The 22,009-nt window shown below is 70.5% G+C and carries 18 protein-coding genes and 2 pseudogenes; 7 read left to right on the forward strand and 13 right to left on the reverse strand.

Annotation, left to right across the window (positions count from 1 at the left end):
- Positions 1–13: 13 nt before the first annotated feature.
- Positions 14–1,186, reverse strand: coding sequence for an NAD(P)/FAD-dependent oxidoreductase (locus J2Z30_RS45090; RefSeq protein WP_044567118.1), 1,173 nt, complete (start codon positions 1,184–1,186; stop codon positions 14–16).
- Positions 1,187–1,359: 173 nt separating this feature from the next.
- On the opposite strand from J2Z30_RS45090, the gene J2Z30_RS45095 reads away from it, so the two are divergent.
- Together J2Z30_RS45095 and J2Z30_RS45100 are read left to right on the forward strand one after the other, a co-directional pair.
- A complete protein-coding gene (locus J2Z30_RS45095; RefSeq protein ID WP_044567116.1) occupies positions 1,360–2,340 on the forward strand; it encodes a LysR family transcriptional regulator in 981 nt (326 codons plus the stop codon).
- 273 nt (positions 2,341–2,613) lie between these two features.
- Positions 2,614–4,014 carry an amino acid permease gene (locus J2Z30_RS45100; RefSeq protein ID WP_209469121.1) on the forward strand — a complete coding sequence of 467 codons (1,401 nt, stop codon included), beginning with the start codon at positions 2,614–2,616 and terminating at the stop codon, positions 4,012–4,014.
- Positions 4,015–4,216: 202 nt separating this feature from the next.
- Here J2Z30_RS45100 and J2Z30_RS45105 read toward each other — a convergent pair whose 3' ends face one another.
- Complete coding sequence (locus J2Z30_RS45105) at positions 4,217–5,185, reverse strand: LysR family transcriptional regulator (RefSeq protein ID WP_245389203.1); 969 nt, start codon at positions 5,183–5,185, stop codon at positions 4,217–4,219.
- 170 nt (positions 5,186–5,355) lie between these two features.
- On the opposite strand from J2Z30_RS45105, the gene J2Z30_RS45110 reads away from it, so the two are divergent.
- Together J2Z30_RS45110 and J2Z30_RS45115 are read left to right on the forward strand one after the other, a co-directional pair.
- Complete coding sequence (locus tag J2Z30_RS45110) at positions 5,356–8,292, forward strand: FAD-binding and (Fe-S)-binding domain-containing protein (protein ID WP_044580751.1); 2,937 nt, start codon at positions 5,356–5,358, stop codon at positions 8,290–8,292.
- A complete protein-coding gene (locus tag J2Z30_RS45115) occupies positions 8,289–9,434 on the forward strand; it encodes a Glu/Leu/Phe/Val family dehydrogenase (RefSeq protein WP_044567110.1) in 1,146 nt (381 codons plus the stop codon). The genes J2Z30_RS45110 and J2Z30_RS45115 overlap by 4 nt, the downstream gene beginning before the upstream one ends.
- A 247-nt stretch (positions 9,435–9,681) precedes the next feature.
- Here the strand turns inward: J2Z30_RS45115 and J2Z30_RS45120 are convergent, their stop codons facing one another.
- Entirely contained in the window at positions 9,682–10,299 is a 618-nt protein-coding gene (locus tag J2Z30_RS45120) for a TOPRIM nucleotidyl transferase/hydrolase domain-containing protein (protein WP_044567108.1), read from the reverse strand.
- 226 nt (positions 10,300–10,525) lie between these two features.
- Between J2Z30_RS45120 and J2Z30_RS45125 the strand changes: the two are divergent.
- Positions 10,526–10,955 (forward strand): annotated as a pseudogene (locus J2Z30_RS45125) (type III PLP-dependent enzyme domain-containing protein); the annotation flags it as partial.
- Between the two features lie 108 nt (positions 10,956–11,063).
- Here J2Z30_RS45125 and J2Z30_RS45130 read toward each other — a convergent pair.
- From J2Z30_RS45130 to J2Z30_RS45140, 3 genes are all read right to left on the reverse strand, one after another.
- Positions 11,064–11,420, reverse strand: a complete 357-nt coding sequence (locus tag J2Z30_RS45130) for a histone-like nucleoid-structuring protein Lsr2 (protein WP_044580750.1) — start codon at positions 11,418–11,420, stop codon at positions 11,064–11,066.
- A gap of 517 nt (positions 11,421–11,937) precedes the next feature.
- Positions 11,938–12,123 (reverse strand): fumarylacetoacetate hydrolase family protein, encoded by a 186-nt coding sequence (locus tag J2Z30_RS45135; RefSeq protein WP_245389204.1) that lies wholly within the window; start codon positions 12,121–12,123, stop codon positions 11,938–11,940.
- 35 nt (positions 12,124–12,158) lie between these two features.
- Positions 12,159–13,223, reverse strand: a complete 1,065-nt coding sequence (locus tag J2Z30_RS45140) for an alkene reductase (RefSeq protein ID WP_044567105.1) — start codon at positions 13,221–13,223, stop codon at positions 12,159–12,161.
- Positions 13,224–13,356: 133 nt separating this feature from the next.
- Between J2Z30_RS45140 and J2Z30_RS45145 the strand changes: the two genes are divergently transcribed.
- Positions 13,357–13,827: a MarR family winged helix-turn-helix transcriptional regulator gene (locus J2Z30_RS45145; RefSeq protein WP_044567103.1), complete on the forward strand. Its 471-nt coding sequence runs from the start codon at positions 13,357–13,359 to the stop codon at positions 13,825–13,827.
- A gap of 28 nt (positions 13,828–13,855) precedes the next feature.
- Here J2Z30_RS45145 and J2Z30_RS45150 read toward each other — a convergent pair.
- The 4 genes and pseudogenes from J2Z30_RS45150 to J2Z30_RS45165 form a co-directional block, all read right to left on the reverse strand.
- A pseudogene (locus J2Z30_RS45150) lies at positions 13,856–14,334 on the reverse strand (aldo/keto reductase); the annotation flags it as partial.
- A 395-nt stretch (positions 14,335–14,729) separates the two neighbouring features.
- Entirely contained in the window at positions 14,730–15,389 is a 660-nt protein-coding gene (locus J2Z30_RS45155; protein ID WP_044567101.1) for a response regulator, read from the reverse strand.
- Positions 15,386–16,546 carry a sensor histidine kinase gene (locus tag J2Z30_RS45160; protein ID WP_044567098.1) on the reverse strand — a complete coding sequence of 387 codons (1,161 nt, stop codon included), beginning with the start codon at positions 16,544–16,546 and terminating at the stop codon, positions 15,386–15,388. The genes J2Z30_RS45155 and J2Z30_RS45160 overlap by 4 nt, the downstream gene beginning before the upstream one ends.
- 30 nt (positions 16,547–16,576) lie before the next feature.
- Complete coding sequence (locus J2Z30_RS45165) at positions 16,577–17,701, reverse strand: methyltransferase domain-containing protein (protein ID WP_044567096.1); 1,125 nt, start codon at positions 17,699–17,701, stop codon at positions 16,577–16,579.
- 265 nt (positions 17,702–17,966) lie between these two features.
- Between J2Z30_RS45165 and J2Z30_RS45170 the strand changes: the two genes are divergently transcribed.
- Positions 17,967–18,374 (forward strand): ester cyclase, encoded by a 408-nt coding sequence (locus tag J2Z30_RS45170; protein WP_044567093.1) that lies wholly within the window; start codon positions 17,967–17,969, stop codon positions 18,372–18,374.
- Between the two features lie 18 nt (positions 18,375–18,392).
- On the opposite strand, the gene J2Z30_RS45175 is transcribed toward J2Z30_RS45170, so the two are convergent.
- From J2Z30_RS45175 to J2Z30_RS45185, 3 genes are all read right to left on the reverse strand, one after another.
- Complete coding sequence (locus J2Z30_RS45175) at positions 18,393–19,781, reverse strand: WD40 repeat domain-containing protein (protein ID WP_044567092.1); 1,389 nt, start codon at positions 19,779–19,781, stop codon at positions 18,393–18,395.
- A gap of 93 nt (positions 19,782–19,874) precedes the next feature.
- Positions 19,875–21,248 carry a WD40 repeat domain-containing protein gene (locus tag J2Z30_RS45180; protein WP_052701136.1) on the reverse strand — a complete coding sequence of 458 codons (1,374 nt, stop codon included), beginning with the start codon at positions 21,246–21,248 and terminating at the stop codon, positions 19,875–19,877.
- An 81-nt stretch (positions 21,249–21,329) separates the two neighbouring features.
- Positions 21,330–21,986, reverse strand: a complete 657-nt coding sequence (locus tag J2Z30_RS45185) for a hypothetical protein (RefSeq protein WP_209469117.1) — start codon at positions 21,984–21,986, stop codon at positions 21,330–21,332.
- Positions 21,987–22,009: the final 23 nt, after the last annotated feature.

Below are 22,009 nucleotides of genomic sequence, written 5' to 3' on the forward strand. Positions count from 1 at the left end.
CGGGGTTCATGGTTCACACCACGTGTGCTTCGGGGCGGGTCTCGGCGCCGTGGTGGAACCGGTCGGCGCTGAGCGGGGAGATGTCGGTGAACGGCGCACGCTCCAGGTACAGATCGCGCACGGCCTCGCCGACCGCGGGTGCCTGAAGGAAGCCGTGGCCGGAAAACCCGGCCGCGTAGAGGAAGTTGGGCAGCTCCGCGGAGCGGCCGATCAGCGCGTTGTGGTCCGGTGTGACCTCGTACAGACCGGCCCATCCGCCCACGGTCTCCATACCGGCCAGGGCCGGGGCGCGGTGGCGGGCGACGGTGCGGAACAGCTCCAGCCACTCCGGGGTCCAGGTGGTGTCGAAGCCGTCGTCCTGGTCGGGGTCGGCCAGCCCGAGCAGCAGACCGTCGTCGCTGTTGTGGAAGTAGGCGGTCGAGGAGAAGTCGATGGTGAACGGGATGCGCGGGGCGGGCGGGGTGATCGGCGCGGTGAACGCCAGCTGCCGCTTCACCGGCCGGACCGGGAGGTTGACACCGGCCATCTCCCCGATCCGCGCCGACCAGGCCCCCGCCGCGCAGATCACGGTGGAGCACGCGATGCGGCCATGGCTGGTGTGCACACCGACGACCCGGTCCCCGGCGGTGTCGAGGCCGGATACCGCGGTGTGGGTGGCGATGGTGACGCCGGCTCGGGCCGCCGCCCGTGCGTAGCCCTGGACGACCAGCCCGGGGCGGGCGTGTCCGTCGGCGGGCGAGTACGCGGCGGCCACGAGGCCGTCGGTGCTGAGATAGGGACACAGGCGCCGGGCCTCTTCGGGGGCGATCATGCGGCTCGGGACGCCGAGGCTGTTCTGGAGCCGGACCGCGGCCTCGAAGTCAGTCGCCTGCTGTGCGCTGTCGAGCAGGAAGAGGTAGCCGACGGTGTCGAGGCGGATGTCGGCGCCGGGCCGGTGGCGGAACTCCTGGTAGGCACGGAGGCTGCGGCTGCCCAGCTCGATATTGAGCGGATCGGAGAACTGGGCGCGCACACCGCCGATCGGCTTGCCCGAACTGCCGCAGCCGAGGTCGTCGCGCTCGACGACGACGATGTTCGTCACCCCTGCCTCGGCGAGGTGAAACGCGGTGCTCGCACCCATCACGCCGCCACCGACGATCACAACATCGGCGGAGGCGGGAACGGTGCGGAAGGCGGATGAGGACAACAGACCACTCTCTTCCGGAGGCCACCTCGCCGGACGAGGACGGGTCCACGCCCGGGGGCGGCAGGGCTGTCAGGACAGAGCGATGCCGATCAGCTATCTCTGCGTCATCGTGCAGCACACCAAACGTTGACGTCTATCAACGGTCCATGCTTCTGATCTTTTAGAATCCCTATATGGACTGGACGAGTGCGCAGCTGCGTTCGCTGGTGGAACTGACCAGACGCGGCACCATCACCGCGGTCGCGGAGGCCCTGGGATACACGCCCGGCGGGGTCTCGCAGCAGATCACCGCGTTGGAGAAGGCCACCGGCATGCAACTGCTGCGGCGGGTGGGACGCCGGGTGGAGCTCACCGACGCCGGAGCGACCCTGGCCCTGCACGCCGAGCGCATCCTCACCACGGAGGCCGAGGCCGTCGAAGCGCTGGAGCGCACCCGGAACGAGGTCTCCGGGACGCTGCGGGTAGGGCTCTTCGCCACGGCCGCCGCCGAGATCCTGCCGCCCGCCCTGCGGCAGGTGCGCGAGACCCATCCCGGCGTGACCGTCCGCAGCCGGGACATGGACGTGGACGAGGTGTACGACGCGGTGGCCGGTGGAAGCGTGGACCTGGCGCTGGGACTGGACTACCCGGACGTGCCCATCCCGCGGGATCCGTCCCTGCGGGTGCGGGAGCTGTCCAGGGAGCGCTTCTCGCTCGCGGTACCCACCGGGGCCATGTCCGGGAGGCCCGGCAGGCCCGGCAGGCCCGGCAGGCCCGGTCGGCAGAAGGTCTCGCTCGCCGACACCAGGGACCTGGGATGGATCCTGCCGTCAGCCGGCAGCTACTACGGCCGCGCCGTGCTCACCGCCTGCCGCCGCGCCGGATTCGAACCGCAGGTGCTGCACGAGGTGACCGACACCGCCGCCACCCTGGCCCTGGTCGAGGCCGGAGTCGGGGTCAGCGTGGTGACGGAGCTGATGCTTCGGCTGCGCCCGTCCTGCCTCGATGTCCTGGAGCTGCACGAGACGATGGAACGCCACATCGTGGTGGTGTGCCGCTCCTTCGCCGAGCACCGGCCGACGGTGGCCGCGCTGGTGGATGTGTTGCGCACCTCGGCGGATCGGCGGCCCCCCGAGCGTCAGCGGCAAAGCGGGAACACGCACCTCACCCGCTGACGAGGCCACGAAGGGGCCCAGGTTTTCTTGGGCTGAGGGGCGCAAGTTGTCGCGCTGCTGAGTCTTTCGGGGGCGGCAGACCGTGGGTGATGGTTTCAGGCCAGTGGTGACCCACACCACGTCGGTGGCCCGTCGTGCCGCCGCTTGTCTGCCATGGAGCCAGCCATGTCCCCCAACCACACCCCCAAGTCCGGGCTTCCCGCCCTCCTGGGAAGAGGCCCCCAGGGGATCTTCCGGCGCACCCTCCCCTCCGAACAGCCCGCGGGCGAGCGCATGGTCCGCACCCTCGGGCTGACCCAGCTGACGATGATCGGCGTCGGCGCGATCATCGGGGCCGGTATCTTCAGCCTGGCGGCGGCCGTCGCCAGAGACGTCGCCGGTCCCGCCGTACTGATCTCGTTCCTGGTCGCCGGAGCCGCGTCGCTGTGCGCGGCCTTCGCGTACGCGGAGTTCGCCGGCATGGTGCCGAAAGCGGGCTCCTCCTACACCTACTGCGCCGCGGTCCTCGGGGAGGTCGTGGGGTGGATCGTGGGGTGGGACCTCCTTCTGGAGTACACCGCCATCGTCGCGGTCGTCGCGATCGGCATGTCCGGCTACCTCGGCTTCCTCCTGGACGCCGTCGGGGTCCACCTGCCCACCTGGGCACTGGGCGCGCCCGGCACCGGCGCCGGTCACAGGATCGACCTGCTGGCCATGGCGATCTGCCTGGCGGTCGCCTGGCTGCTGACCCGTGGCACCCGTACCTCCGCCCGCGTCGAGACCGTGCTGACCATCGTCAAGATCGCCATCGTTCTCGTGGTGATCGCGGTCGGCTTCACCAAGGTCGACACCGGGAATCTCACGCCGTTCGCGCCCTTCGGACTCGGCGGGGCCTTCACCGGCGCCGCCACCGTCTTCTTCGCCGTCTTCGGCTATGACGCGCTGAGCACCGCCGCCGAGGAGTCGGTGGAGGCCCGCGACAAGCTGCCCAAGGCCATGATGCTGTCGCTCGGCATCTCCATGGCCTTGTACGTGCTGGTGTGCGTCGTGCTCACCGGCATCCAGCACTACAGCGAACTCAACCCGAACAGCGGCATCTCCAGCGCCTTCGCCGACGTGGGCCTGACCGGGCTGGCCAACGTCATCGCCGTCGGAGCGGTCATCGGCATCGTCACCGTGACGTTCTCCTTCATGATGGGCGCCTCGCGCCTGTGGTACGCGCTCAGCCGGGACGGACTCATGCCGGCGTGGTTCGGGGCCATCCACCCCAAGCGCAAGGTGCCGCACCGCGCCACCTGGATCATCGGCATCGTCTCCGCCGTACTCGCGGGCGCGCTGCCCATCAACGCGGTGGCGGAACTGACCAACATCGGAGTCCTGCTGGCCTTCATGGTGGTCTGCGCGTCCGTGCTGATCCTGCGCTACCGGAAGCCGCACCTCAAGCGCTCGTTCCGATGCCCCGGGATGCCGGTGGTGCCCGTCCTCGGCATGATCTTCTCCGGCTGGCTGATGTCGTTCCTGCAGTGGGAGACCTGGGTACGTCTGGGGGCCTGGCTCGTTGCCGGGCTGGTCATCTACGGAGCCTACGGCTACCGCCGCACCCGCCAGGTGATGCCCGGAGGGTCGGTGGACCTCGACACCCTGGACGACCTGACCGACACCGAGGATCCCGAGCCGCACACCCTGGAGGCCTAGTGGCGGACCGGAGCGGTGTGCGATATCGCGACCCGGGGCCGTGACCAGCACCTCGGTGACGATGGCCAGCGCCTCCGGCTTGCGACCAGCCGGCGTGGCAGGTCCACAAGTGGCGGCGCCGGGCCCGGGGGAGGGGACGGGGTCGGCAGCCCGCTGGGGTCTGTCGCCCAGGGAAGCGGGGCGCCCCCTTTGACGACGGGCCCTAGTCCGGCTGTTCGTCCCGCGTGGCGTGTACATACGGCTCGTCTTCCGGTACCGCGCCGCGCAGCGAGCGGATCATCGTGCCCAGCAGCGGGTTGCTGTTCTCGTGGCGGTGCAGGGCCATCACGCGGCGGAACGCCAAGCGCTGCGCCAGTCGAGTCGCCTCCACCGAGTCGCCGGGCGAGTGACCGAGCCCCGGCACGATAGCGACGCCGAGACCCGCGGACACCAGCTCCCGTACGACGTCGTAGTTGTTGCTGCGAAAGGTGACCGCGGCCTCGAAACCTGCCGCCGCGCACAGCCGGGCGAGCGAGAGCGCACCGGCCGTGCCTTCCCTGCTGGTGATCCAGCGGGCCTGCGAGAGCCCGGCCAGGCGCGGGCTCAGACCGCTGCCACGGGCCCTGAGCAGAACGAGGTCCTCGCGCACGAGCTGATGGCAGGCCAGGCCGTCCGACCACTGCCGGGGGCTCAGCCCGTACTCGTACACCAGCGCCACATCCAGATCCCCGGCGTTCAGCGCGGCGACGAGCTCCTCCGGCTCGCCCTCCTCGAGCTGCACCTGCGCCCGCGGGTGGGCCGACGTCAGGGCCGACAGCGCCGGTGGCACGAGCCGGACACCGGCGGTGGGGAAACTTCCCAGCCGCAGCCGAGCCGTGGCACCGGTGGCGAGCTGGTGCACCTGATGGCCGAGGTCGTCCATGGCCGCCAGCACCGGGACACTGAGGCCGACCAGCCGGTGAGCCGCCGCGGTCGCCCGGACACCGTGCGCCTCCCGCTCGAACAGCACCAGGCCCGTCTCCTTCTCCAGGGCCGAGACCTGCTGGGAGATCGCCGAGGCGGTGTACCCGAGCTCGCGGGCCGCGATGACGAACGAGCCGGTGCGCACAACGGCCCTCAGGGTGAGCAGATGCTGCGGCTTGAGCAACGCGTACCTCCCGCCGGACTCCGGAACGGGCCACAGCGTAAGCATCGCTGTGGCTCATGGGTCAATACTTTCGTGCTACTGGGTCTTGTGAGGCGGGCCGGGGCCCCGGATCGTGGCTGTGACGAGGTCGAACACGGCCGATGGACAAAGGAGCTACCGCAGTGACGGCGACCGCGCAGGGCCCGCAACGTCCCGACGCCGCGACGGTGCGGGGCATGGCACGTCCCGACGCCGCGACAGCGCGCGGCCCGCAACGGCTCGACGCCGCCGTGACCGAGGCGCTCACTCGAGGCGACTGCGGCGAGGTGCACGGCGACGCGGGACGCCGGGCCCAATACGCGGCCGACGCCTCCAACTACCGCCAGGTCCCCCTGGCGGTGGTCTTCCCCCGCGAGCGGCGGCACGTGCTCAACACGATCGCCGTCTGCCGCCGCCTGGGTGTGCCGATCACCTCGCGCGGCGCGGGCACCAGCACCTCGGGGCAGGCCATCGGCTCCGGCGTGGTCATGGACCTCTCCCGCTACTTCAACCGCCTCCTCGCGCTGGACCCCGAGGCGGGCACGGCCACGGTGCGGCCCGGCATCGTCCTGGACGACCTGCAACGGGCCGCCGCCGAACACGGCCTGCTCTTCGGCCCGGACCCTTCCACCCACAGCCGCTGCACCCTCGGCGGAATGATCGGCAACAACGCGTGCGGCTCACACTCCGTCGCCTGGGGGCGCACCGCGGAGAACGTGCTGGAGCTCGAAGTGGTCACCTATCGCGGCACCGTGCTGCGGCTCGGTGAAATGACGCAGGGAGAGATCGACGCGGCCATCGCCGTCGGCGACGACCGCGCCCACCTCATCGCATCCCTGCACCGCCTCGCCGAGCGGAATCTGGCAACCCTGCGCACCCGGCTGGGCCGGTTCCCCCGCCAGGTCTCCGGCTACGCGCTCGAACACCTGCTGCCGGAGCGGCGCTTCAACCTCGCGCGGGCCCTGGTCGGCAGCGAGGGCACACTCGCCGTCATCCTCTCCGCCACCGTCCGCTTGGTGTCGCCTCCTCCCGCACGAGCCCTGGTGGTGCTCGGCTACCGCGACGCATGCGCGGCAGCCGACGCCGTACCCGGCCTCCTGGGACACCGCCTCCTGGCGCTGGAAGGGCTCGACCAGGCCCTGACCGACATCGTCACCCGCACCGAGACCCGCCGGACGATCGACACCCTGCCCGAGGCGCGGGCCTGGCTCTTCGCGGAACTCGGTGGCGAGGAGGAGCAACTGCCCAGGCGTGCCGAGGAACTTGTCGCGGCGGCCGGGCAGACCGCGGGCTTCACCGGCGGCGAGATCGTCACCGACCCGGTGCGCGCCCGGCGGCTGTGGCGGATCCGGGAGGACGGAGCCGGGCTGGCCACCCGTCTGCCCGACGGATCGGAGGCGTGGCCCGGCTGGGAGGACGCCGCCGTCCCTCCCGAGCGACTGGGCTCATATCTCCGGCAGCTCACCGAACTGCTCGCGCGACACCATCTGCGGGGAGCCGTCTACGGGCACTTCGGGGAGGGCTGTCTGCACGTACGGATCAACTTCGACTTCACCACCGAACACGGGACCGCCGGCTTCCGTGCCTTCGTCACCGAAGCCGCCGCACTCGTCGCCGCACACGGTGGCTCCCTCTCCGGAGAGCACGGCGACGGCCAGGCGCGCTCCGAGCTGCTGCCGCTGATGTACGGCCCGGCCGTCATGGCCCTGTTTCAGCAGTTCAAGGACGTCTGGGACCCCGACAACGGCCTGAACCCCGGAATGATCGTCGACCCGCTGCCCGTCGACGGCAATCTGCGGGTCAGCCCCCACCGCACCCCCCTGCCCCTGACCACCGTCCTTCCCTTCCACGCCGACGACGGCGACTTCGCCAAGGCCACCCGCCGGTGTGTCGGCGTCGGCAAATGCCGTACGGCCGCTCCACGCGGCGACGTCATGTGCCCCAGCTACCGCGTCACCCTCGACGAGAAGGACTCCACCCGCGGCCGTGCCCGCCTGCTGTACGAAATGACGCAGGGCGAGGTCATCACCGACGGCTGGCGGTCCACCGAAGTGCGGGACGCGCTCGATCTGTGTCTGTCGTGCAAGGGGTGCAGTGCCGACTGCCCGGTCGGCGTGGACGTGGCCACGTACAAGTCGGAGTTCCTGCACCACCACTACCGGCGACGGATCAGGCCCGCCTCCCACTACTCCATGGGCTGGCTGCCCCTGCTGTCCCGTGTCGCCGCCCGGATGCCCCGGCTGGTCAACGCCCTCACGGCGTCCCGCCTCGCACCGGCGATCAAGCGACTGGGAGGCATCGCCGCCGAGCGCGAGGTGCCCCGCTTCGCCGACCGGACCTTTCTGGCCTGGTTCCGCGCGCGCACCCCTGGGGGCGACGGACACCGTGGCCCCGTCGTGCTGTGGGTGGACTCCTTCAACAACCACTTCACACCCGACGTCCTGAAGGCGGGCGTGGCGGTTCTCGAACACGCCGGATATCGGGTCCACGTCCCGCCCGGCACCCAGTGCTGCGGCCTGACCTGGATCACCACCGGACAGCTGGGCATCGCCCGCCGTATCGCCCGCCGCACCGCCACCGCGCTCGCACCGGCCGTACGCGCGGGCATGCCGGTCGTGGGCCTGGAGCCGAGCTGTACCGCGGCGCTGAAAACCGATCTGCCCGAGCTCCTGGACGGTGACACCGACGCACGCGCGCTCGCCCGGTCCACCCTCACCCTCGCCGAACTCCTCGTCCATCACACGGTGGGCTGGCGGCCGCCGCACATCGACACCCGCTCCATCAGTCAGACCCACTGCCACCAGCACGCCACCAGCGGCTTCAGCGCCGACAGCGCACTCCTGGACGCCATGGGCGTCGACAACAGCGTGCTGAACTCGGGCTGCTGCGGCCTGGCCGGAAACTTCGGCTTCGAACGTGGCCACTACGACGTGTCCGTGGCGGCCGGTGAACAGATCCTGCTGCCCGCCGTCCGAGCCGCCGCACCGGACACCGTCGTCCTCGCGGACGGCTTCAGCTGCCGCACCCAGATCACCCAGCGGACCGACCGCGCGGGCACCCACCTCGCCGAACTCATCGCCCGTGCTTTGCGCCATCAGCCCTTCTCCTCAGCAGACAAGGAACCCGCACCGTGACTGACGCACTGTCGCTGATCGACGACTGGGGACCCGAGAAGATCGTCGTCGTCTCCCACCGGCGCACCGGCATGAAGGGCGTCCTGGTCATCGACAACACCGCCCGTGGCATCGGCAAGGGCGGCACCCGGATGAGCCCGACCGTCTCCGTCGGTGAGGTCGCCAGGCTGGCCCGCGTCATGACATGGAAGTGGGCCGGCGTCGACCTCTTCTACGGCGGCGCGAAAGCGGGAATCGTCGCCGACCCGGCATCCCCCGACAAGGAAGCGATCCTGCGCGCCTTCGCCCGCGCCCTGTCCAACGAGGTGCCCCGCGAATACGTCATGGGCCTCGACATGGGCCTGACCGAGAACGACGCGGCCATCGTCCAGGACGAGCTCGGCGACCGCGGCGCGGCCGTCGGCACCCCGGGCCACCTCGGGGGAGTGGCCTACGACGAGCTCGGCGTCACCGGCTACGGAGTGGCCGAGGCCGCCGACGCGGCCGCTCAGCACCTCCGGCTGCCCCTCGGCGGCGCCCGGGTCGCCATCCAGGGGTTCGGAGCCGTCGGCCACGCCGCCGCCGTGCGGTTCGCCGAACTCGGCGCCACCGTCGTCGCCGTCTCCACCGCCAAGGGAGCCCTCCACGATCCCGCCGGACTGGACGTGCCCGCGCTGCGGACCGCGCGGGAAGAGCACGGCGACGACTTCGTCACCCGCCACCACCAGGGCATCGCCGTACCACCCGGCCAGGAACTCACCGTCGACTGCGACATCCTCGTCCCGGCCGCCCTCCAGGACGTCATCGACGAGACGATCGCCCACCGGATCAAGGCCAAGCTGGTCGTGGAAGGCGCCAATCTGCCCACTTCGCCGCAGGCGCAGTCCATCCTCGCGGAACGTGGCATCTCCCTCCTGCCCGACTTCGTGGCCAACGCCGGTGGCGTCGTCGCCGCCGCCTTCGCCATGGACGCCCGCTACTCCGGATTCCGGCCCGAGACCTCCACCATCTTCGAGACGATCTCCAAGCGGCTGCGCGCCAACGCCGTCACGGTTCTCGAAGAGGCCCAGCGCCGCGCCACCACTCCGCATATCGCCGGGCGCGGGCTCGCCGAGGAACGCGTCCGCGCCGCCATGCGCAGCAAGGGCCGCCTCGGCTCCTGATCGTTGTGTCACCTGCCAGGCAGGTGACGGTGGCGGCCGCCCAGGCATCAGCTCGACGTATCGGGGTGCCATTCAGGCCGCGGCCGAGTCCCTGGGCGTCACGCCCTCCCAGGTCGGCCTCGCCTGGCTGCTGCACCACGCCCCGGTCCTGGTGGACGTCACATCGTGACGTCCGGTCGGCCGCCGTGCGAGTCTCCGGGCAGAACGCCAGGGCCCGGGTTCACCATCGCTCACCGAGCCGCCGGGGTCAGAGGCTGGTGAGCAGGTCGTCGAGTGGCGCGGGTACGCGGTCGTTGTCCAGGGCCTCGACGAGGACGCGGCCGTAGTGGATCTTCCGCCCCTTCTTCGTACCGAGGAAGCGCCGCAACTGCTGCTGTGAGGTGCGGCCCTGCTGAGCGGGCTGGCGCAGGAAGGTCTGCAGGGCGCGCAGGTCGCCCTCCACCCGAACGAGCTCCGCCACCTGCGTCACACCCAGGGCGCGGATGAGCTCGTCCTCCAGATCCGCCGCACAGACGAAGAACTCCTGCCGCGCCGCGCCGGCCCGCTCCAGACCGCGGGTGTAGAAGCGGCGCTCCGCCTCATCGCACAATCCGGTGAGGCGGAGGCCCAGGCCGGGCGGCCCGAGGAGATGGGCGAAGCGTCCGACGCTCATGGCACCGCCCATCGGCAGGACACAGACCCCTTCGGCCGCCAGGTCCCGGCCGCGGCGCGCGGCGAGCGCGCTGACGGCCGCGGCGTCGCTCGGCCCTTCGAGCAGGACGACTGCTCGGACGGGCAGCCGCGCGGCCAGCTCGCGCGCGGGGCCGTCGGGGCCACCGGCCGCCCACGCGGTGACCGCTTCCTGGAACGCCCCCATGTCAGCCATGAGACGAGTCTCCGGCCCTTCCGGCCGCCACGCCAGAGAATTTCACCCTCCCGGAGTCCCGGAGTCCCGAAGTCCCGGAATCAGCTCAGTGGCTCCGCCCCGGTCGCAGCGCTCGGACGCGTCTGTCCAGGATGTCCTCGAGAACGGCATGGGACGTGGCGGAGCTCAGCCGCGGGAAGCCGTCGGCGTCCGGGCCGAAGGGGCTGCCACCGTCGAGCGGGTCTACTCGGCGGAGGAGCAGCGGCCGGCGGCGAAGAACGAACGCGACACCGCCGTCGCCGCCGCCGAGAAGTTGCGCGCCGCCGGTCTGCCCGTCGCGACCGTCAGCGTCGGCTCGACGCCCACCGCGCACGCCGCCGAGGACCTCACCGGCGTCACCGAACTGCGCGTCGGCAACTAAGTGTTCTTCGATCTGGTGATGGCCGGTCTCGGGGTGTGCCGGAGATGTCCCGCGTCCGCGGTACGGCGGCCCAGCCCCAGGACCAGGGGTACGGCCTGGTCACCGACCTGGCGGGGCGCCCGATCGCCGGCCGGTCGGGAGCGCCGCGAGCCAGGAGCACGGCACCGCCACCGCCCGCGACGGCGCCACCCTGCCGAACCTGCCCATCGGGACCCGCCTGCGCATCCTGCCGAACCACGCCTGCGGCTCAGCCGCGATCCGGACCATGGGCGATTACGTCCCGCTGAGGACCCTTCCCCGGGATACTGGGAAAGGGCCCTCGCCAGGTGTCTGGGATCTGAGTCCCCTGGAAGGAGGGCGCCTCTCAGTTGGCTTTCGCGTATGCCTCACGGACGGTCGCCGGAACGCGGCCGCGGTCGCTGACCTCGTAGCCGTTCTCCTTGGCCCAGGCCCGGATTTCGGCAGTGTCCTGGCCTCCCACCGGTGTTGTGGACCGGCGTTTCCCCCTGGCGGCAGCGCCGTTTGTGACGCTCCCACGTACGCGACGAGCGCCCTTGGCGTTCAGGTAGGGGCTCAAGGCCTCCAAGAGCTGGTCGTAGTTCTGGGATGACAGGTCAAGCTCAACCCCAGCTCCGTCGATCAGGACGGTGTGGGTGCTGATCTCTTCTGATTCCTCACCAGTGAGATCATCTACGTACGTGGTGACTACTTTCTGGGCCATGCTCAGGATGATAAACCAACGAGTCCTTGGTGTGAATGAAACCCCTGATGGACCAGAACCAGGGACTCCACCTGCACCTGCTGCTAAGTGGCCCAGATGCCCCATTCGCCAACAACGCCGCCGACGAACGCCTCGTCATGGGGGGCGACTTAGGTGGGCTTATCCAAATACAGTCACCCGTGTATCCGTCAAGGTAGGTGCTAGGCGGTGGGTGACTCTCGAACCAAAGGTCGATCATCCAGCGATAGATGCCACGTAGCACCGGCAGCCTCCAGGTAGCCCATTTCGAGCTGTCGTTCTGCCAGAAGTGCCCGGTGCCGCACATGGGCCGCCGATATACGTCGTATCGCAACTGATCCGACTGCATCACAGAGATTGTGCCCGAGACATCGCCAAGTTCATAGCGAACTTGACCGACGTGATAATTGAGGGAGGACGGATCGTCATCGGACGGCGGGTGACGCGAAAAATCTGGAGCGTCGCACATCACATCGAATCATGCCCATGGCGGCATCGGTCACCTCAGGACATGGGTCATCTCACCAATGCCGTCAATGCTTGTGCGGACCTGATCGCCGGGGGCGAGGTAACGGGCCGGGGTCCGTCCCGTGCCGACCCCGGCCGGAGTACCGGTGAAGACCAGATCTCCCGGGCAGAGGGTGCACACCGAGGAAATCCGCTCGATGAGGACCGGCACGGGCATGATCATCCTGGCCGGCGTGCGCAGGGGCCGGGTGCTCAGCTGGTCAGGTAGGGGTAGTCGAGGTAGCCCTTGTCGGTGCCACCGTAGTAGGTGGTCTGGTCGGGTGTGTTGAACGGCCCGCCCGCCCGCAGACGTGCGGGCAGATCCGGGTTGGCGAGGAACAGCGCGCCGAAGGACAGCATGTCGGCCGTGCCGTCCTCGATGAGCGCCAGCTCCCCCGCGCTGGTGAACCCGTCCGTCGCGGGGTTGAGGATGAGGGTTCCGGAGAACTCCTTGCGGAGGATGCTGGTCAGATCGCGTGAGTTCTCGACGATGTGCAGATAGGCCAGGCCGATCTCGCTCAGCCGGCGGACGAGATGGACGTACGTGGGCTCGGGGCCGGGCTCCTCTACTCCGTTGTAGCCCGTGCCGGGCGATATGCGGATTCCCGTGCGCCGTGCCCCGATGGCCTCGGACACGGCCGCGGCCACCTCCGCCGCGAACCGGACCCGGCCTTCCATGGAGCCGCCCCACTCATCGGTGCGCAGATTGGAGTTGGGGGCGAGGAACTGGTGGAGCAAGTAGCCGTAGGCGGCGTGCAGTTCGACTCCGTCGAACCCCGCTTCGATGGCGTTGCGCGCCGCCTGGGCGAAGTCCGCGATCGTCTCCCGCACTTCCTGGGAGGTCAGCTCGCGTGGGGTGGTGAAGTCCTTCATCCCGTCGAAGGTGAACAGTTGGCCGGGTGCGGCGATCGCCGACGGAGCGACCTGCACCAGTCCGTCGGGCAGGAGGCCGGGGTCGCCGACCCTGCCGACGTGCGAGATCTGGGCGAAGATCGTGCCGCCCTCGGCGTGCACCGCGTCGGTGACGCGGCGCCAGGCGGCGATCTGCTCGGCGCTGTGCAGCCCCGGCGTGCTGGGGAAGCCCTGGCCGACGACCGACGGCTGGGACCCCTCCGTGATGATCAGACCGGCCGTGGCCCGCTGTGCGTAGTACGTCACCATCGAGTCGGTGGGCGTATTGCCGGGTCCGAAGGCGCGGGCGCGCCCCATTCCGGGCATGACCACGCGGTTACGCAGGCGCAGCCCGGAAAGGTCGATCGGATCGAATGCTGTGGCCACGACGGCTCCCGGGGATTGATGTGCATACGGACTGACGAGCGAGTTCATTGGTCGACCAACGAATTCACCGGGGGCCACCATAACCCATTCGTTGGGTGGCCAATGATTGGCCGACCACGATAGCCTTGTCCGCATGACCTCAGAGCCCACGCGGACCGAGGCGACGGAGGCCGGAGACGACGGCCCCGTCAGCCAGACCCTGGCCCGCGTTTCCCGCTTGCACCGCCTCTCCGGCGGCAAGCTGCTGCGTCCCACCGGCCTCTGTTCCGGCCAGGAATTCCTGATGATGACCTTGTGGAGGGAGGGGTCGGTCCGCCAGTCGGAGTTGGCGAAGACGCTCGACCTGGACCCGTCGACCGTGACTCTGATGCTGCGACGGTTGGAGCAGGGCGGACATGTCGTCCGCACGCGCGATCCACAGGACCGGCGCGTCATGCTCGTCCGGGCCTCGGCGGAGAGCTATGCCCTGCGGCCCAAGGTGGCGCAGGTTTGGGCGCAGCTGGAGGAGCACACCTTGGACGGGCTCGACGACGAAGAACGCGAGGCGTTCGCCAGGATCCTTTCGAAGATCGAAAAAAACCTGAGTTCCACCGACGACGGCTGAAGCGACTTCCCGCGTCTCCCGCGTCCCGCTAGTGGCCGATCTTGTCCAACTCGGCGAGATCCTCGTCGGAGAGCGAGAGTCCCGCGCCGGCGACGTTCTCGCGCAGGTGCGCCACCGACGAGGTGCGGGGAATGAGCAGGATGTTCGGCGACCGCCGCAGCAGCCAGGCCAGGGCGACCGACATCGGCGGCGCGATCGCCTGGGCCTCGGCGACCTGTCCCGCCGTCGCGTTGCTCACTCCGAGGTGTCGGATCAGGCCCCGCTGCTGGAGTTCGACGAGGGTCTCGAAGGGCTCGGCGAGTGAGCCGGGCCGGGGCCCTGGGCGTCGCCGAGCCGGAGGTTGACCACGTCGAGCGCATCGAGGCCGAGATCCTCGAGATTCTCGTGGACGGCGCGGCGCAGGTCCTCGGGGTGCCGGGCAGGGGGCCAGCCGCCTTGCTGATCGCGGACCGCGCCGACCTTGGTCACGATGTGCGGCGCTGCGGGACATGGATACAGCGTTTCACGGGCCCCGGCGCGCCTTCAGGACCGGCGGGCACCCCGAGGTGGAGCCGAAGTCGACCCCGTCTCACGCGGCCGGTGCCGGTAGCGCAGCGGTGACTCGCCCACTTCCCGTTTGAACGCGGAGCCGCCGCTCCCCGAAATCATCCGGTGGCCATCGTCTCTCCGACATCCGCTGGGACGATCCGCACTTCACCACGGGCCATGACGGCCACCTCGCCGGCACCGTCGTGTTCGCGGCGGCCGGCCCACTGCCCAACGGGATCGGCGGTGTCTACCTCAAGGACAACGACATCTCACCGCTGGACGAGGACCCGGCCCCATCGCCTTCGGCGCCGACCAGGACCCTCCCGCCGATGTCGTGCCACCCGCCGTCGACCCGCGGTCCGCCGCGTGGCGGGTCAGGTCACCAGACCCTGGCGGTAGGCGTAGACGACCGCTTGCACACGGTCGCGGAGTCCGAGTTTGGTGAGGATGCGTGACACGAAGGTCTTGACGGTCTCCTGGCTGATCACCAGAGTCGCGGCGATCTCGCTGTTGGACAGGCCGTTGGCGATGAGGTGGAGCACCTCCAGTTCGCGAGGGGTCAGCGGGATGTCCTGCGGGGCGCCCTCGGGAGGGCGGATCCGGGCGGCGTACTTGCCCACGAGCTGGCGCGTCACCTCGGGGTCCAGCAGGGCCGCGCCCGTGGCCACGGTCCGGATCCCGTGCAGCAGTTGGGACGGCGGTGCGTCCTTGAGCAGGAACCCGCTCGCCCCCGCGCGCAGCGCCTCGTAGACGTAGGTGTCCAGGTTGAACGTGGTCACCACGAGCACCTTGACGGGGCGCCGCACCCCCGCACCGGCCAGTAGGCGGGTGGCCTCGATACCGTCGAGCACCGGCATGCGGACATCCATCACCACGACGTCCGGGTGCAGCCGGCCGGCGAGGTCGACCGCGGTCCGGCCGTCTTCGCACTCGCCCACCACTTCGAGGTCGGGCTGGGCATCGATGATCGTCACCAGCCCGGTGCGGACCAGCACCTGGTCGTCGCAGACCAGGACCCGGATCGACTCGGTCACGACGGGCTCCCCGCGGGTATCCGCGCCCGGACGACGAAGCCACCGCCGGTCCGGGCGCCCGCGCTGAAGTCGCCGCCGAGCACGTCGACCCGTTCGCGCAGACCGGCCAGCCCCCGCCCGCTCCCACCGGGCGAGGCGGGGGCCCGCGAGCCGGCGCCGTCCGTGCTGACTTCCACGGTGATGTCCCTTTCCCCGTGGTGGACCTGGACCGAAGTGCGGCTGCCGTGGGCGTACTTGAGGGCGTTGGTCAGGGCCTCCTGCACCACCCGGTAGGCCACCAGGTCGGCGCTGCCGGTCGACTCCGCCGGTGTGCCCTCCTCGGTGAACTCCACCGGCTGCCCGGACCGGCGGGTCTGCTCCACGAGCGTGAGAAGTCTGCCGACAGTCGGTGTCGTGGCCTCGGTGCCGTGGTCGGGATTGATCAGGTCGAGCAAGTGCCGCAGATCGGTGGTGGCACGTCTGCCGGTCTCGGTGACCGCGGTCAGGGCCTGGTCGAGGCGGTCGGGCGCGGCGGTCAGATAGCGCGCCGCCTCGGCCTGTACGACCATCGCCGTCACATGGTGGGTCACCACGTCGTGGAGCTCACGGGCGATGCGGGCGCGTTCCGCGGCGCGGGTGTCCTCGGCGACACGGCGGCGGCGGTCGGCTTCCACGGCCCGGGTGGAGCGCAGCCACGACCCCATGCCCCAGGGGAGGACCAGCGCCAGGTAGTACATCGCGAACTCGCTCGGCGCCTCGGCGCCCGAACCGAGCCGGTGGAGCGCGACCGCCAGCGGCACATACGCCACGGAGAACCCGAGCGCGATGGCGCGCCGGTGCCGCTCCAGATGGGACCCCACACTCAGCAGCGCGATGGGCATCGCGGTGCCCGCGAACGAGTGGTAGCCGCGGAGTTGGTCGACGGCGAAACCGAGCGACACCAGGGCGAGACAGACCACCGGCCACCGCCGCCGCACGGCGAGCGGGAGGCACTGCAGGGCGACTGCCACGATGGCCAGCGCGTCGAAGGGGCGGGCGGGCAGGCCGCCCAGCTGCGTCCCGTGGTTGTGGAACTCCGGGATGAGCGACCCGGCGAGGATCAGCAGCCCGAGCGGGAGATCCCGGACCGTGACATCGAACCGGTGCCACATCTCCGGGACACGCCGAACACTGATCATCGGCCGAGTGTAGCGGTGGGGGCTCGTGGATCAGGCTTCGGGGAAGAGCCGGCGATGGAAGAACGTCTCGCGGAAACCGTCCCCATGGTGCGTCGAGCTCCAGCGCAACGGCACCGCCGGACCGCCGTCCCGGTGCAGCTCGCCGACGAGGGCGTAGTCGGGGTGTACGCCGTCGTCGCTGATCGTCGTGGTGAACTCGAAGGTGAACCGGTCGCCCGGCCGCACCGGCAGGCCCTCCTCCGACAGCGCCGCATAGACGGGGGTCCAATTGCTCCATTCACACAGCGAGTCGATCGGCTCGCCGTCCTCGGCCACCCACAAGCGCACGCCGAGCGCGAGCCCGGAGAAGCGGCCCGGCCCGGTGAACGTCAGCTCGGCGCGGTCGACACCCTCCGGCCGCAATGCGCCGTTGAACTCCAGCGGCTCCACCTCGACGGCGTCGGACAGGTACGACCGCTCCCGCACCTCCGGCACTTCCTGCAACCCCGCGAGACAGACCCGCAGGTCGAAGGGGCGGCCCACCGCGGCGAACACCTCCTGCACGAAGTCGAAGGTGGCGGACGGGAAACTGGGCGGTTCGCCCCCCGTCGCACTGCCCAGGTCCAGGGCGACGGCCGTGGTGGCGCTGCGGTGCGGGATGAACAGCCCACCGGGCTTCACCAGCCGCTCCCGCGCGTCCCGCAGTACCGACCCCGCGCCCTCGGAGCCGCCGAGCGTGCCGATGATCTCCGAGACGCACATGTCGACGGGCTCGGGGAGCTCGATCTCGGTGGAGAGCCCCTCGATCACCGTGATCCGGTCGGCGAAACCGGCCTCCTCGATGGTCTTCCGGGCGATCCGCGCCGATTTGGGCATGACCTCCACGGCCCACACATGCCGTGCTCCGGCGCGGGCGGCGGCCAGCGCCCACACCGCGTCCTGCCCCGTGCCGACGTCGAGCACGGTCCGGCCGGGAGCGCAGCGCCGGACGGCTTCGGTATACCGGCCCGTCCGACGCTCATCTTTGATCATCATGTCGTACACGAAGTCGTCGTAGACCGGGTACTCACCGACCGAGGGGAACAGCCATATCGGTGGATTCGACTCGTCGACGCAGGCTCGCACCGGCACCTTATGACCGGGAACGGCTAACTCCGCCACGTAGGAACGTCGCATTCGCAGTCCTTCGCCAGATCCGCGGCCGGAGCGCCGCGGCTGCTCCGAACGTTAGGGATGTGGCGGCCCGAGATCGTCACGCCACGGAGCGCACCTCGCGTAGCTCGCACGGGTGACAGTCGTTACGGCCGGGGCTCCCGCTAGGCTATGACGAGCGTTATGGCCAGAAGGGGTACGGTCCTGGCCAAGCACGCCAAGCACGCCAAGGCGCCGCTCGGGCGCTGCCGTACCGCACCGCGCCCGCGAGACCGAGAGAGCACATCCCATGGCTGAACTCGCCCTTGAGGACCGCTATCGCGGGTACCTCACCTGCCTGAACGAGCGGCGCTTCCACGACCTTCCCGAGTTCGTGCACGACCCCGTGGTGCACAACGACCGGACACTCACCATCGCCGAGTTCCAGGATCTGCTGCGCCGCGACGCGACGGAGATCCCCGACCTGCACTACGCGATCGAGCGGCTCGTGGTCCAGGGCGAGGAGGTGGCGTGCCGCATCCGGTTCGACTGCACCCCCACGGCGAGCTTCCGTGGCATACCGCCCACCGGCCGGTCGATCTCGTTCGTCGAGCATGTCTTCTACCGCTACCGGGACGGCAGGATCGCGGAGATCTGGTCGCTGATCGACATGGAGGCGATCCGCGAACAGCTCACCGGCAGCGGTCCCGACGCGTAGCGTTCGGCAGCACACGGACTACTCCAGGCGCCACAGGTGGATCGTCTTGTCCTGGAAGCCAAGGGTGGCCAGGGTGCGGCCGTCGGGGCTGAAGGCGAGCTGGGCGATGGAGGGCCCGGGGTTGCTGATGGCGGCTCGGTGTTCGTGGCTGGCAGCATCCCACAAATGCAGGCCGGTGTAGTCGGTGGTGAGGACGGTCCGGCCGTCCGTGCTGTAGGCCAGGCCGGTCACGGAACCACTGTGGCCGGCGAGCGGTTTGCCGCGCTCCTTGCCGGTGATCGCGTCGAAGAAGTGGACTTCCGTGGAGTCGTTGGTGACGGCCAGGGTTCCGCTGTCCGGGCTGAACACCATGTCGCCGGCACCGCCCAAGGAGTCATTCGACGGTTGAGGCCGTTGTCTCCGGGTGGCCACGTCCCACAGCCGTACGCCGTCCATGCCGGACTCGTCCACGCCGGCCAGAGTCTTCCCGTTCGGGCTGAACACCAACTGGTGGGCGCCTGCCGACTCGAGTGGAGCGCCCTTCTGCTGATGAGTCGCCACGTCGTAGAGCCGGATCTCCTGGTCGATGAAGCCGCTGGTGGCAAAGAGCCTGCCGTCGGGGCTGAAGGCGATCGTCTCGAAGGACAGAAAGGGATCGTCGTGCTGGGCGATCTCCTTGCCGTGCGGGCGCAGAGTGGCCGCGTCCCAGAACTGGGCTCTGCTCTCGTGGCCGGTCGCCACCGTCCGGCCGTCCGGGCTGAAGGCCACTCCCTCGAAGACGACGAGCGAGGAGAGCAGGGCTTTGGCCCGCTGCTTGTGGGTGGCCACGTCCCACAGCCGCAACACTCCGTCCTGGGCTTCGCTGGAGGCCAGGCTCTTTCCGTCCGGGCTGAAGCGCAGCGTGCCGATCTCCCCCTTGTGTCCCTTGAGGGTCGCCAGCGGGCGCAGCCCGGGATGGGCGGGGATGGCGATGGGCGGGGGTGTGCGCAGGGGAGTGGGGGAGGGGCTGCCGGAGGTGTCCTTGCCGGGCTTGCCGTGGGCGGTGTCCTTCCCGCCGTCCGAGCCGCCGCCGAAGAGGGCGATGCCGGTGGGCACGGCCACGGCGGCGACCGCGACGGCCGCGCCCGCGCCGATGAGCAGACGGCGCCGCGAGGGCGGGAGGGGCTTCCCGGATATCCACGGCAGAGGCTTCGGGGGTATCCGCGGTGGGCGCGGGGGTATCCGCGGTAGGTGCGAGGGCGGTCCGTTCAGCTCGTGGCGGAGCCGTTCGCGTTCGGCCAGCAACCGGTCGCGCTCGGCCCGGAGTTGGCCGAGCTCCTCGGCCCCGGCGCCTGCTTCCGCCGTCGTCCTCCCGTCGTCCGGCCCGGTGCGCCCCGCACCGGATGACGCGCCGCGTACGCCCTCCGGCGAGGGTCCTCGCTCGTCCATACCCGGCTCCCGCCCTTCCCCTGTTCCACTTCGTGCGATGCACCTGTTCCACTTCGTGTGACGCGCCGACCGCGAGACCGGCCGCTTCGGCGGCTACTCGATCCGCCAGAGCCGTATGGCGTTGTCGTCGTAGCTGCCGGTCGCCAGCGTCAGCCCGTCCGCCGTGAAGGCCGTGGGCTGGGACAGGGAGGCGAGCTCCAGAGGCTTCGCGCGTTCCTTGTGCGTGGCCGCGTCCCAGAAACGCAACACAAGCCCGCTGTAGAAGCCGAGCGTGACGATGGTCTTCCCGTCCCCGCTGTAGGCCAGCGCGCTGACGCCGACGGTGCGGGCGCGCAACGGCTTGCCGCGCCGGGTGGCGGTGGCCGTGTCCCACAGCCGTACCACGCCATCGCCACCCACACTCGCGCTCACCGCCAGGGTCCCGCTGTCCGGGCTGAACGCCATGGCGCCGACACCGCCCTCGTGTCCGGTCAGTGGCTCGCCCCGCCGTCTGCGGGACGCGACGTCCCACAGCCGCACGACTCCGTCGCCGACATGGCTGCTCACGGCCAGGGTCTTGCCGTCCGGACTGAACAGCAGCCCCTCGACACCGCCCTCGTGTCCGGTCAGCGGCTCGCCCCGCTGTCCGCGGGACGCGACGTCCCACAGCCGCACGACGTCACCGCCCGGTTCGTTCGTGCCGCCCGCGGCCAGCGTCCTGCCGTCCGGGCTGAAGGCGACCACCTCGAACGGCCGCTGTGTGCGGTCCGGGAGACTCAGCGACCTGCCACTGCGGTGAAGCGAGGGGAGCTGCCAGAACTGCGCCCTGTCCGCGCCACCGGTGGCGAGCGTCCTGCCGTCCGAGCTGATCGCCACGGACTGGAAGGAGACGAAAGCCGAGGTCAGCGGCGCGCCGATCCGCCGGTGCGCAGGGACGTCCCACAGCCGCAGGTTGCCCACATCGGCCTCGGTGGAGACCAGCGTCCGCCCGTCCGGGCTGAACCACACACCGCCGAGAGTGCCGGAGTGGCCCTTGAGGGTGGCCAGGCGGCGGATCGTGGGGTGTGCGGGAATGCTCGTCACGGGGCGCGGGCGCGGGCGCGACGGCCGGGGGCGAGGGGAGGCGGACGAGCCGTCGTCCTGGGCGAGGAGAGCGGCGGCGGCCCCGCCCCCGGCGACCACGACGGCTCCACCGGCGACGAGCAGGCCCCGGCGGGAGACCCCCGCGAACCGCGGATGCGCAGCGGAGGCGTCCGCTCCCGTAGGGGCGTACGGATCGGGCGCGGGCGGTGGCTCCTGGGGTACGCGGGCTACGGGTGCGCCATCCGTTCCCTTCCTCGCGTCCCCGGCCGCCCCCTCAAACGCGGGGCCGGGCACATCGGTCGACACGGCGGCGGCCCGTCGCTGCTCCACTTGGGACCTGAGCCCCCCGACCTCCTCCCGGAGGCGTTCACACTCGGCCCGTAGCCGCTCGCCCTCGTCGTCCATATCGCCACTCTCCCCGTCAAGGCCCTCATCGTGTCGGCGGCCGGTGGGGTACGCCGCTGCCACGGCATACCCCACCCCCGATCAGCCGAGCTGCTTCTCGATCTTCGAGAGCTGCAGTGCGGGCCACTTCTCCACCATCGCGTCCTCGTCCGCCTCGCTCACCTGGTTGCTCCCGTCCCAGACGATGGCCTCCACGACGACCGTCTCGATCCGGATCGCCAGGACCGTGACGCCCGGCGCCTCGAAGGACAGAGCCGCGTCCCCCAGATCGGACGAGTGCTCCTTGGCGCCCCGGATCTTGTGGATCTCTTCGCGGTTGTCGGCCACCAGCCCGTCCCAGGCCGCCTCCGCGGCGTCCTCGTCGTCGTAGGCGAGGACATCGGACTTGACCCGGAAGAACACGTTCTCCGACCGCTCGAGCACGACCATGCCCGCCCCATGCAGGTGTCGGCACGCCCAGCCGTCGCCGTCCTTGCGCCATTTCCGGCACTGCTTGTCCAGGTCGGTGCCGGCCAGCACGGATCTCCCCTCCTTGTTGCCGGCCGGTACCGACAGGGCGCCGGTGAGCCCGTCGTGCGGGACGAACCCGGGCAGGTCCCGCTTGGTCGGCAGCGCCGCGTCCACGTCCGCGGCGTCCAGCGTGGGGGCGGGCCACAGCAGATACGCGCCGAACCCGGCCACCGCGAGCACCGCGGCCACCACCCCGACCAGCGCGCCGCGGCGCGTCATTCGAACCATGCCCGTCACCGTAAGGACGCCAC

The organism is Streptomyces iranensis (assembly GCF_017874715.1).
GTDB lineage: Bacteria > Actinomycetota > Actinomycetes > Streptomycetales > Streptomycetaceae > Streptomyces > Streptomyces iranensis.